At 39.6% G+C, this 12,734-nt stretch carries 11 protein-coding genes; 8 read left to right on the forward strand and 3 right to left on the reverse strand.

Translation table 11 applies throughout. From position 1 onward, the window contains the following. Window positions 1-14 precede the first annotated feature (14 nt). From LY624_RS08440 to LY624_RS08465, 6 genes are all read left to right on the forward strand, one after another. Window positions 15-335: an STAS domain-containing protein gene (locus LY624_RS08440; protein ID WP_054561490.1), complete on the forward strand. Its 321-nt coding sequence runs from the start codon at window positions 15-17 to the stop codon at window positions 333-335. A gap of 8 nt (window positions 336-343) precedes the next feature. Further along, the gene (locus LY624_RS08445) at window positions 344-1,201 is read left to right on the forward strand and encodes an OmpA family protein (protein WP_341804329.1); all 858 of its coding nucleotides are present in this window, start codon (window positions 344-346) and stop codon (window positions 1,199-1,201) included. 1 nt (window position 1,202) lies between these two features. Next, window positions 1,203-3,269 carry an SLBB domain-containing protein gene (locus tag LY624_RS08450; protein ID WP_341804330.1) on the forward strand — a complete coding sequence of 689 codons (2,067 nt, stop codon included), beginning with the start codon at window positions 1,203-1,205 and terminating at the stop codon, window positions 3,267-3,269. Then, window positions 3,266-3,964: an AAA family ATPase gene (locus tag LY624_RS08455; RefSeq protein ID WP_054561487.1), complete on the forward strand. Its 699-nt coding sequence runs from the start codon at window positions 3,266-3,268 to the stop codon at window positions 3,962-3,964. Before LY624_RS08450 ends, LY624_RS08455 begins: the two co-directional genes overlap by 4 nt. Before the next feature lie 8 nt (window positions 3,965-3,972). Further along, window positions 3,973-5,430 carry a SpoIIE family protein phosphatase gene (locus LY624_RS08460; RefSeq protein ID WP_341804331.1) on the forward strand — a complete coding sequence of 486 codons (1,458 nt, stop codon included), beginning with the start codon at window positions 3,973-3,975 and terminating at the stop codon, window positions 5,428-5,430. A 103-nt stretch (window positions 5,431-5,533) separates the two neighbouring features. Further along, entirely contained in the window at window positions 5,534-6,988 is a 1,455-nt protein-coding gene (locus LY624_RS08465) for a sigma-54-dependent transcriptional regulator (protein WP_341804332.1), read from the forward strand. On the opposite strand, the gene LY624_RS08470 is transcribed toward LY624_RS08465, so the two are convergent. Next, window positions 6,957-7,991, reverse strand: coding sequence for a glycosyltransferase family 4 protein (locus tag LY624_RS08470; protein WP_341804333.1), 1,035 nt, complete (start codon window positions 7,989-7,991; stop codon window positions 6,957-6,959). The genes LY624_RS08465 and LY624_RS08470 overlap by 32 nt on opposite strands. 20 nt (window positions 7,992-8,011) lie before the next feature. Between LY624_RS08470 and LY624_RS08475 the strand changes: the two genes are divergently transcribed. Next, entirely contained in the window at window positions 8,012-8,344 is a 333-nt protein-coding gene (locus LY624_RS08475; RefSeq protein WP_130149875.1) for an Hpt domain-containing protein, read from the forward strand. On the opposite strand, the gene LY624_RS08480 is transcribed toward LY624_RS08475, so the two are convergent. Beyond that, complete coding sequence (locus LY624_RS08480) at window positions 8,309-9,214, reverse strand: gluconeogenesis factor YvcK family protein (protein ID WP_341804334.1); 906 nt, start codon at window positions 9,212-9,214, stop codon at window positions 8,309-8,311. The genes LY624_RS08475 and LY624_RS08480 overlap by 36 nt on opposite strands. A 169-nt stretch (window positions 9,215-9,383) precedes the next feature. Here LY624_RS08480 and LY624_RS08485 point away from each other — a divergent pair, with 169 nt between their 5' ends. Next, entirely contained in the window at window positions 9,384-11,354 is a 1,971-nt protein-coding gene (locus tag LY624_RS08485; protein ID WP_341804335.1) for a response regulator, read from the forward strand. Between the two features lie 50 nt (window positions 11,355-11,404). On the opposite strand, the gene LY624_RS08490 is transcribed toward LY624_RS08485, so the two are convergent. Further along, window positions 11,405-12,727, reverse strand: coding sequence for a Na+/H+ antiporter family protein (locus tag LY624_RS08490; protein ID WP_341804336.1), 1,323 nt, complete (start codon window positions 12,725-12,727; stop codon window positions 11,405-11,407). Between the last annotated feature and the right edge of the window lie 7 nt (window positions 12,728-12,734).

Raw genomic sequence — 12,734 nt, forward strand, 5'->3', positions numbered from 1 at the left:
CTAAGGTGAAGATCATGGCTAACAACACATCATTTTCTAACGATACCAAACTAATTTCACTACCTAGTGACTTTTCTGGTCTAGCCGTCGATGGCTTTAAAGATCAGTTTGAAGAAGTTGCGCATGGCAAACAGCAAAGTGTGGTACTCGATTTTAGCTCTACCACATTTATTGATTCATCTGGAATTGGTGCCATGGTGTTCCTGTACAAACGCATCGAGAAAAAAGGACAAAAACTATCACTGCTTAATGTGTCTGGGCAACCACACAAATTAATGAGTCTATTAAGAGTTGATAAGACGATTCCATTTATCGAACAAGCTGATATCGCGTGAGGTGATTTATGAAGCACATACTATTTACAATCATTTTGCTAACGCTTGGTGGATGTGCTTCTTGGCCTGATGAGGGGCAAGGAGGCTGGGCTGAAAAATATCAAAATTATCCGCTTACTGATGAACAACACGAGATGATTTACGACACACAAGAAACCGTGGTAATGAGCGAATTTGAACATCATGTTTTAAAGTTAGATTTATTAAAAGCACAGGGGATACAGCAATGTATGCCAGCTCAACTGCTAAAAGCACAAATATACGAAAACCGTATAAGACGCCTAATAGCAGCACAAATGTGGTCTGATGCTGAGCATGATTTACTTATTCACTATCACGGTTTAAATCAGCTTGCGAAGCACTTTGAAACGGTTAATGCGATGAGCCAATGTGCAGGCGTTACTAACACTGAAAAAAACATGACAGCATCAATTAAAGACCAGATCACTGAGCTTTTAAATAGTGATAATCAGTTTTCATTGAATGATTTTCAGGTTACTCCTAAATACGTTACACGTTTAGCACAAGCGGCTGACTTAATTAAACAAGTTGATGAGGTTAACTTACTGCTTGTTGGTCATGCTGACATTAGTGGTCAGCAACAAAACAACTATGAGTTAGCACTTAAGCGTGCAGAAACAGTAAAACACTGGTTAGGTATTTATGGTGTAAACCCAGCAACAATAACAACCTTAACACAAGGTAGTTTAACGCCGTACAGCGACGAACCTGACTCACGCTCAAAACGTCATTCAGATAGGCGTGTAGAGGCAATTATTATCGACATGAGTGACGATAAAGCCACTAAACAAAAACATGCATTATCCAGCTGGACCAAAATCTTAAATGGTCCTAAGGAGCAATAACATGAAACAGTTAATCTTACTTTGCTTACTTATATTCGCATTACCTACTTTCGCAGAAGAGATTGAAGTCGGTAATAAACTTTACTTATACCTACCAGGTGAAGCTGAATTTAGCGAACCGTTTGAAGTCGATAAAGAAGGCGCTATTACCTTACCTGAGCTAGGTCGTTTTAAAGTAGCTGGCTTACAGCTAGATGATGTGCAAAGCCAACTACACACAGCATTAAGTGAAATTTATGTGGCGATGGATGACTTTTATGTCGAAATTCACTCACGAGATATTTTTATCAATGTTATGGGCTATGTGAACGACCCATCACAAGTAAGTATTCCTAAAGATGGCAACATTCAAATGGTCATCGCCCGTGCAGGCGGCTTAAAACCAGGCGCTCAATTAGACCGTTTACAAATTCGCCGTGGCACCGAGATGATTGAGTTTAACTATAAAGCCTACTTAGATTCAGGCAACATTGATTTATTACCTGCATTACAAAGCGCTGACACGGTCTTTGTGCCAGTGTCTCCGCTGTTAGGTAACGTACAAATTGACTTTGATGCACAAACCTTAAGTGCATCAGGTGATGCAAGTGATAACAGTGCTATTACTTTACTTGGTGAAGTACATAACCCAGGTAGCTTTTCATTTAAAGAAAACATGAGTGTACTTGATGCGCTAATGCGTGCTGAGGGTGTAACCCGCTATGCAGATGTAACCAAAATTCGCGTTATCGTAGATAAAACCCCAGTCGTGTTCGATTTAAAAGCGTATTTAGATAAACCTAATAACGACACTATGCCAGAGCTAAAAGCGGGTTCTACTATTTATGTGCCTATTATGGTGGATGATGTAAATACCACTTCAAGAACAGTTTATATCATGGGTGAAGTACAAAAGCCTGGCGCTTATGAAGCAGCAGATAACACCAGCTTCTTAGACATACTTGCCAATGCAGGTGGGCCAACTCGCTTTGCCGAAACGCGTCAAATAAAAATCTTAACGCCAGCCGGCGAAAGCATCCTGTTTGACCTGCAAGGCTACAGTGAAGGGCTCATTGCTGTAAAAGTGCCTAATCTAAACCCAGGTGATGTAATTTTTGTACCAGAAAAAACCGATCAAAATGAAAAAAGCTGGTTAAAAGTACCGCCTAAACGTGCCATCAAAATCATTGGTGCCATTTTATCTCCAGGCCGCTATGAGTGGAGCCCTGAAATGGACTTTACAGACTTACTTGCCCATGCCGGCGGTCCAACCAAAGGGGCAAACATCAATGACATTAAAATTGTTAGAAACGGCGAAATCACTAAACGTTTTGATTTAGAGCAATACACGATTAATGATTCGGGTAAATACGCATTACCTAACTTATTGGCTGGCGACACCATTATTGTTGAAGAGCTACCGGTTGACCCTGCAGACAATAAGTCTCAATGGATCCGTCAAGAATCAAGCAAATCAATTTATATTATGGGGCAGGTGGGCTCACCAGGTCGCTATGCATTTAATACAAATATGCACTTTATCGACATTTTAGCCGCCGCTGATGGCCCTACAGATAACGCCGATTTACGCAATATTCGTATTACTCATCGTAACGGCAATGCAGCAAGAGTAAGCAAATTAAACCTTGCACTGTATTTTGAAACCGGTGATGAAACTTTATTCCCGCATGTGTTACCGGGCGATACTATCTACATTCCAGAAAAAGATAAAGACTGGCTACGTACACCGAAAGAGCAAGTAGTTCGTATTATGGGTGCGGTTGAAAAGCCAGGTCGTTATAGCTTTGATGACACTATGACCGTACTTGACGTATTAGCAGAAGCGGGCGGCCCATCAAGCTCAGCGCTTATCGACAAAATCGTGGTGGTAAATCATTCATGCTGTAAAGAGCAGTCTCGTGTATTTGATTTAGAAGAATTCGTTAAAAACCCTAACTCAGCGTATATCCCTGTATTACGGGCTGGCGACACCCTGTATGTGCCAGACAAAGGCCAGGACTTAATGAGCCAGTTTAAATCAAACTTCTTAGATTTTATTACTGTTTTAGCTTTAGTGGTGGGCTTATGAAACTAATACCAGCGCAATACCAAGAACTTGAAGCCGTGTGTAACGAAATAGATAACAGCAAAGCCCGTTGTATCTGCTTTATTTCGTTAACCGGCAACGAAGGCTCTACATCACTTTGTGCTAGTGTTGCACAGCGCTTAAGTTTGCAAGCAGCCAAAGTACTTATAATTGACTTAAATCCGTTAAACCCATTTAAGTTTGATGAACCAAAAAAACCAGAGTCTTGGTGCTTTAGTGATATTTCGTGTCAGCTGAATATTATCAATACTGAGCAGGTAGACCTGCTCACCATGGCGCACCTTAAAGAGCTTGAATCGGTGAAAAATAAAAGCGTACTAAATGATGCCATAGAGCGTATAAAGCAAGAATATGACTATATATTTTTAGATATGAGCCCTGCTCTTAAATGTAATCGCGGTAACGTACCGCTGCATGCACTTAGTTTATGTACCGAACTGACATTTTTAACGGTATCGCTTGGTTATAACGACGAAGAAGCTTTATGTCACGGCATGGCAAATCTAGAGCACGCAGGCGTTAATAACGTAAAAATTGTTGTTGCGCAGCATCAGTTTGCTCCATTGGGTAGCCGCATCGTGAAAACGCTCAAAGCGTTTCAACCAAAATGGCCTAAACTCACAGAGTACTTATTAAACAAAGTTATAAAACAGCGCTGGTTATTTTTACCTTATTGAGAATCTGAATGGACTGCTTATACCAAAAATCATTTAGTTTAGATTGGCCTACAGTCAGTGAGATTCGCCATATTTTAAAACATGTTTTGACGGCGATCAGTGTTAAAAATCAAGATATTGATGCTGCAGGGTTAGTAGCAACCGAATACCTTACCAATCTGCTACGCCATAGCCAAGAAACCTCAATGCATGTGCAGTTTACTATGCATAAACTGCCCGATAAACAGCTTTTAATTGAATTTAAAGACAGCATGCCAAGCTATGATTTATTTAATCAACAAGCATCAGGCTGGCAATTAGACAGTGGCGAGTTAGTTGAAGGGGGCATGGGGGTTGCGCTCATCAAGCATTACTTTCCAAATGCTTGTTATAAAACTGTTGGCCAGCAGAATACGTTCTCTTTTTGTTTAACCAATATAGATAAACGACCCACACTTATTTACATAGACGATGATAAAGCACAACTCGCTTTGCTGAATGCTTATTTATCTGAGCATTTTCAAGTTATTTGCTGTGAAGACAGTGAATCGGGGTGGCAAGAAATTCTCACCTCTGGGGCAACAATTTTATTGCTTGATCATAAACTTAAAAATGGAACCAGTGAGCCATTACTTAAAAAACTCAACCAATCTAACCTAAAAACTAATTTATCTGTGGTTATGCTGACAGGTGATGACAGTGAAGAGCTAATAAAGCGCATAAACCTATTGGGGGTTGATGATTATTTAGTAAAGCCAGTTAGCAAAACACGTTTACTCCAAAGCATTGAGCGGATTGTGCATCGTTTTTCAGCACTAAAGTATTTAATTAATGAAGAACGTATGCAAACCAAACAAAAAATAGGCGAGTTTAATGCCTATAATTTTGGCTCAATCATCAGTCAAAATGGCGGGGATTTTTGTATGTACCCCCACCAGCAGCAAGCGCCTGTGATTATTGGCGATATGATGGGGCACGGTATAACAGCACTAAAAGAAAGCTTTGCCATCAAGGGATTTTTAAGTGGCTGTTTAGCGACAGAAATCCCGATACAAAACGTTTTAACCACCTTGAATCAAGCCCTGTATGAACAACGGTTATGTAAAACTAGTCTAGTCACTTTACTAATAAGTTTTATTGAAAATAACACACTTCACTGGTTTAACGCAGGTCATCCTGCGCCTTGTGTGATAACCAAAAATGGTAAATTGATCCAGCTAAGCGGTACTGATCCCTTACTGGGCCTTAGTGATGATCATGTTTATCAACATTATAGTTATGACGTAAATGACGTTGAACACATTTTATTATTCACCGATGGTTGGCTTGATAATCAGAAATTAAGCGATGTTGATCAAATAACTGCCAAGTTAAGTGACGATAATTTGCAAAGTGAAGAGTTTGCTTATGCACTTTGGCAGGCAAGCCAAGTTGAGTTATCTGCTGAAATCGACGATGCCTCGTTAATTGTGATCAATAAACACTAAAGTTTGAGTTTACAAACCGGCCAAATACGCACTAAGCTACTAATAAGGAACTGTTAAATAATCACTTTATCTCAGCATAAAACGATAATAAAGGAAGTCTGTAATGCCACCTAAAATACTCATTGTTGAAGATACAGAATCGCTAGCGCTGATGTACCAATCTTATTTGATCCCAACTGGGGTCGAAACATGCATTGCCTACAATGGTGAACAGGCCGTCGTTGCTCTACAGGAATTTGAGCCTGATTTAGTGATTTTAGATGTTATGCTGCCAGATATGAACGGGCTAGATATCTTATCCTCTTTAGACCCAGACACAGCTCCACAAGTGATTGTTTTAACAGGGCATGCCACTAAAGAAATGGCAATCAAAGCCATTAAACTCGGTGCCAGTGACTTTCTAGAAAAACCAATTGAAGCCGATCGTTTTCGCATTACAGTAAACAACGCATTAAAACTTAAAGATTTAAAACAAACAGTCAAAAGCTATCAAACCACTTACGAGAACGGTAAATACTACGATTTGATCGGTAGCTCATCAGAAATGCAATCTGTTTACCAAATCATAAAATCAGCATCCGTAAGTAAAGCCACTGTATTTATCACTGGTGAAAGTGGCACTGGTAAAGAGCTCTGTGCCCGTGCGGTACATTTAGCATCACCACGTGCTAACAAACCGTTTGTAGCCCTTAACTGTGCAGCTATACCCAAAGATTTAATTGAAAGTGAAATATTCGGTCATTTAAAAGGAGCGTTCACTGGCGCGATAGCCAATCGCGAAGGGGCGGCAGGCCAAGCTGACGGCGGTACGTTGTTTTTAGATGAACTATGTGAAATGGACATCAATCTGCAAAGTAAGCTACTGCGCTTTATTCAAACCGGTTGTTATCAGCAAGTCGGTAGCGAAAAAGAAGTGAAAGCGGATGTGCGCTTTGTGTGTGCCACCAATCGCGACCCTTTATTAGAAGTGCAGGAAGGCCGTTTTCGTGAAGACTTATATTATCGCCTACATGTTATCCCTATTGCCTTACCGCCTTTAAATCAGCGTGGCAAAGATGTAATCGAAATTGCCGATGCTCTTTTTAAAAAAATAAGTAAAGAAGAAGGCCGCGCATACAAAGGCATGTCAGAAGGCGTTAAAAATCTATTTTTGAGCTATGGCTGGCCTGGTAATGTTCGCCAATTAGAAAACACCATCCGTAACATTCTCGTTTTGCATGATGAAGCTTACATTGAAGCGAGTATGATCCCAGCACTACCAAACGCACAAAATCAATCACAACCAGTCGCAGCAGCGGTTAATGCTATAACCCCAGAGGTGATGCCGTCACCAAGCTTTGCTGCATCATCAACTGAAATCACTCCTGTCATCAGCAAGGTAGCAACAGTATTTTCTCAAGCTGATATTGAACCGCTTTGGTTGGTAGAAAAACGTTATATTGAGCAAGCCATTGATGCTTGTGATAACAATATTCCAAAAGCTGCAGCTCTTTTGGATGTTAGCCCATCAACCATTTATCGTAAAATTAAAAGCTGGGAAGAGATGCAAGTAAGCTAGAGTTATAAACTCTATCTAACTGTTTAAATTGCTGTTCCCCAGAAAAACGTTGTTTAACAAGTCGTTGTGCACTGCCTAGCATGTAGCTTCTTTGATCAACGCTTAACATAAGTACGTTGTTTAACTGCTTTTGTAAACCACCGCTTGTAATTTCAGTCATCATTAACCCATTTGAGAGGTGATTAATTATCTGTGGTAACTGACCAACAGGCGATGCAATAACTAGCACCCCTTGTGCCATTGCTTCTAATGCCACCATTGGCAGACCTTCAGCCCGAGAACAGATCACTAATACATCAAGCTGTTGCCATATTTGTTGTTGTTCACACTGGCCATGATAAGTCACAGCGGATAAATCAAGGTTATTGACCATAGGGCCATCACCAAACATGTGAAAGTTTAAGTTTGCTGTGTTGAATCGCTTGGCAGTTTCAATAAAAATATCAGGGCCTTTTTCGTGGGATAAACGCCCAACAAAGCCGATATTTAACTCATCATTATTTTTTAGATCTAAAACTTTAGTAGGTTCATTTACTGGAATAAAATTTTCAAGTAATTCAGCATTGTAAAGCTCTTCAGTCAGTTTGCTAGAAACAGCAAAATTGCGTGAAAAGTAACTTAGCAGTTTGTCGAGTTTATTGTATAAATAAACCTTCCCCGTGCCAGCTTCTCCAGCATGATAGGTTGAAATACAAGGGCGGTTTTGCCAGCGACACACTAACTTGCCCATGATACTTGCCTTGTACCCATGGGTATGTAGTAAAGCTGAACGAGGAAACATTTTTAGTATTTCGTTCAAGCTTTTTAAATTTCCGCCAGCAAAACCGAAAGTGATATTTGCATTTTCTAAGCGCTTATATAATTCACGGTTATTATGATCTTGATAAAATAGTACCGAGCTCATAATATTGTATCGTTCTAAGAGCTTACTCATGGCAATCAAATGGCTTTCGATACCACCAATTAAGCTTGAATCTACAAATAAAATAACACTATATTTCATATTCACTCCAAGGTAAGACCATGATAGATACTGCGACCTACGCGCAATTACAACAGGATGTTGGTGACGACCTAGCAAAACAGCTTTTGCAGGTATATATTACTGAGTCCCGCCAAATCGTTGCTGATCTTGCTGATGCAACGAAACAGTCTGAAATCGAAATAAATGCCCATAGTTTAAAAAGCAGTAGCCGTAGCTACGGGGCATTAGCTGTAGGCGGCCTTGCAGAACAAATCGAGCAAAAAGCGAAGGCATCACAATATGATGACGAATTACAAAGCTTTATTGCCTTACTGCAAGACCAATTTGCACAAACCCTAACTCACGCGCAAAGCTTGATTGCTGCTGACTAGTTGCTCAGCTTCTAGTCTCAACGGCATTTTTAATATTTCGCCAAATACATTACTCAACTGCTCAATGTCGTGCTGTTGGTTTGGCGATTTAACAACATCGTCAAAGTGCGACACAATTTCACTAAGCGCATCTAAAGAGATGCTTAAGTCACAAAAGCTGTAACCGAGCATGCCTTCGAGCCAATCAACCGGTTTCATATCAAGCGATTTAATTACACTGGCTTCTTTTGCAATATTTTCGATAAACACGCGGCATGCTGATGTTTTTTGCACCGCTTTAGCTATGTCTTCAACTAACATAGCGGGCATTACACTGGTAATTAAGCTACCAGGGCCAATTATTAGCATATCGGCGTTTTCAATAGCTTGAACCACTCCAGGCGCAGCATTTACGTCTTGTGAGAGAGTTACATAGTCAGGAAGCTCTTTTTGTGAATCAATTTCGCATTCACCAAATACTTTGATACCTGATGACATCACAGCCAATAAATCGGTCGGCTCGTCTGACATAGGAAGAATTGTTTCTGAATTACCCAGCATAGCATTGAACCAAGCTACAGCTTGAGTTGCTGAGTTAGTTTGCTCAGTTAAGCTTAATAAGGCTAAATTACCAAGGCTGTGACCATTTAGTTCACCACCATCAAAACGGTGGTGAAAAACTTGATGGATTAATGAGTCACTATCAGCTAATTGCAAACAACAACGTCTAATATCACCAAGGGCAACGACATCTTGGCTTTGACGTAATTTACCTGTGCTGCCGCCGTTGTCTGTGGTTGCAACTATGGCAGTTAAATCAGCGCAATGCGGTCTAATTGCACTTAACATATGGGATAAACCGTGTCCGCCGCCTATGCATACTATTTTCATCACTCATACCTCACTGAACTTTATTAATAATTGAAAGCAGCTGCTATACCAAGTTTTCAGTTTCTATAAGATGATGAAATTTAATAAATTAATTTTGTTTTTTTATGGCTAATCTGAAAACTGTTTTCTATATTTGCAATATGCGATGCATTATTAACTAGGAATGGCCATGGCGGAGTTAAACTTAGAGCAATTACAAATTGAGTTAAAAGCATTTCATGGCATAAATGATAGCCACACTCTCAAAGCTCAACTTGAAAAAGTGCTTCTGCCATATTTTTCGTTTAAAGAGTTTTGCTTAATAAACTTTGAAGACTCAAAAGCTTCCCTCGAAATGCGCACAATAAAGTACATTGAATTTGATGAAGCTTTATTAAAATCCAAATTACAACACACACAGTCACAGTGGTTGCTTAATGAAGATAACTCGCTGTTTTATAGTAATGAATTTGTCAACAACCTAATTTTTCATGTTGAGATATCTGAGCATACAACTCAGTGCATGGTATTTTTTGACATAAAACAGCAAGTTAAATTTAATGAAAAATCACAAGCTGGCATCATGATTTTATTGCAACAAGTAGCGGTTCAACTAGCTGCGCAAACTCGGCTTAATCGGCAAAAGTTTCACTCAACCTCCTTATTAACGCGACTTGGCGAGTTATCTGAGTTATTTAGAGACTTTGCGAGTGAATGGTTTTGGCGTACTAATAAAGAAGGGCTATTTATTAATGTTTTAACTACAGAGAGTCACAGTAACTTATACAAACGCCACTTTTTACATAAAAATTTTGCTTCCATCATCACTGAACAAGAACAAAGCCAGTTAAAAAAATGGTCTCATTTTAAGCACTTAATCGCTGATCATGCTGAGTTTTTAGATTTTGAATTTGAAGTTAACTCGTCTCCACCTGCATGGGTGTCGTTTAGTGGTAAACCACAATTTGATTCAAGTGGAAAATTTAGGGGGTATTTGGGCATAGCTAAAGACATCACTGTAAGTAAAGATCGTGAACAAGCACTGCAACAAGCCAAAGAAAAGGCTGAAGAAGCAAGCCTTGCTAAATCTCAATTTCTAACTGTAATGTCGCATGAGATAAGAACCCCAATGAACGCAATCGTTGGTATGCTTGAATTACTTGCTGATTCCGAACTAAGTGATAAACAAAATCGCTGGCTTGATTATGCTAATTCGAGCGCAGACCTGTTGCTAGATTTAATTAGTGATGTACTGGATTTTTCTAAAATTGAAAGCGGCTCGATGGAGCTCGATATAAAAGCCACTGACGTAAATGCACTCGTTAAAAATATAACTTCACAATTTCAAGAAACAACACAGAATTCAAAAGTGGTGTTTTCAACTGAGTTAAAAGAAGGGTTACCAGATAAGATCAATATAGATGGAGTGCGAGTGGGTCAAATATTATTTAATATTTTAGACAACGCAATCAAGTTTACAGAAATTGGCACAGTAAATTTTATTGCTGATTTTAGCGATACACATCTATTGTTTGAAGTAGCTGATACAGGCCAAGGTATACCATCCTCTCAAATTGAGTCTATTTATGATGCTTTTAAGCAACACGACTATGGAGTAAACAGACAAATCGAAGGTATTGGCTTAGGCCTTAGTATCACCAAAAGTCTTGTTGATTTAATGAAAGGGGAAATTAAAGTCACAAGTAAAGTTAATATTGGTACTAAATTTACTATCTGTATTCCCTATACAATAGTGACAAATGATAAACAAACTGTAGAAAATGACCAACCGCTTGAACCAATGACAATTCTCGTCACTGAAGACAATAAAACTAACCAAGTCTTGATTAAAGCTTTTCTAGAGAAGTTAAATCATCACGTAACGCTTGCAGACAATGGTCAACAAGCTATCGATAAAATTCAACTTAAGCATTACGATCTAGTGCTTATGGATATGATGATGCCAGTGATGGATGGTATAACAGCAACGAAGTATATTCGTAATGAGCTAAACATGGCGCTGCCAATCCTTGCACTAACAGCTAATGCTTCATACCAAGATAAAGCAACATGTATTGAAGCAGGTATGAACAAAGTGCTGACAAAACCAATTCGTTTTCACGATCTAAATCGCGCCTTACGGATTTTATTCAGCCAATGAAAAGGCCCCAATTGGGGCTTCTTCACACGAAAACCTGCACGTATATAAATCTACAAAACCATAGCCGCAACCCAGCCTGCAATAAGTAGCGGAATATTAAAGTGGATAAAAGTAGGTACCACAGAATCCCAAATATGGTCGTGTTGACCATCCGCGTTTAGGCCTGATGTTGGGCCAAGTGTTGAGTCTGAGGCAGGGGAGCCTGCATCACCTAAAGCGCCCGCGGTACCAACCAATGCAGCAGTTGCCATAACCGAAAAATTAAGTTCCATACAAAGTGGTACAAATAGGGTGGCTATAATTGGCACTGTTGAAAACGAGCTACCAATGCCCATAGTGATTAATAACCCTACGAGTAAAATTAATGCTGCGGCAAGAGGCTTGTTACCTTCAATTAACCCTGCGGCAGAGGTAACTAATGTAGCGACATCACCCGTTGCTTTCATCACCGAAGCAAAGCCCTGTGCTGAAATCATAATAAAACCAATCATCGCCATCATAGCAATGCCTTTACTGAATACATCGCCGTTTTGCTCAAGCTTAACAACACCAAACAAGGTAAATATCGCTACACCAACAAGGCCGCCTAAGATCATAGAGCCACTAATATTTTGTGCGATTAAAGAGCAAAGTACGGCAGCAATACCAACAGCTAACACCTTTTTAGGCTGCTCTATCACAACCTCTTGTTGTTGCTCTGTTAGGCTATGAGACTCATAACTACGGCGTTTTCGATAGCTGATAAATACCGCAACCAATAAACCAAATAACATCCCAATAGCTGGAATGATCATTGCAATTGGTACTTGTGTATTAACAATCTCTAAGCCATTTTCAGTGAGGTTTTTGTGCAAAATGGAATATAAGTAAATGCCACCAAAACCATAGGGTAGCACCATATAAGAGGTGGCTAAGCCGAAGGTTAAGATACACGCAATGGCACGCCTATCAAGACGTAACTTGTTAAACACAACAAGTAAAGGCGGAATTAGAATTGGGATAAAAGCAATATGTACGGGTATCAAATTTTGCGATGAAATCGCACAGAGTAAAATAATACTTAATATAAGATAACTAAGCGTAGTTTCGCCTCTATGGCTATTCTCGTTTACTTGCTTAAGTAACTTAGACGCTAAAATACGTGTTAAACCTGACTTAGAAATAGCCACCGCAAACGCACCTAACATCGCATAGCTCAGTGCTATTTCTGCGCCACCCGATAAGCCATCATTGAATGCATTAACAGTTTCAGTTAAACCAAGGCCTGCGGTTAAGCCCGCAACAATAGCACTTACTGTCATCGCGACAATGACATTAATTCGACAAAGCGTTAAAACCAGCATCAACATAACGCCGACAATTACTGCATTCATATTGTTC

Origin of the sequence: Pseudoalteromonas sp. N1230-9, from assembly GCF_032716425.1 — a bacterium.
Taxonomy (GTDB): domain Bacteria; phylum Pseudomonadota; class Gammaproteobacteria; order Enterobacterales; family Alteromonadaceae; genus Pseudoalteromonas.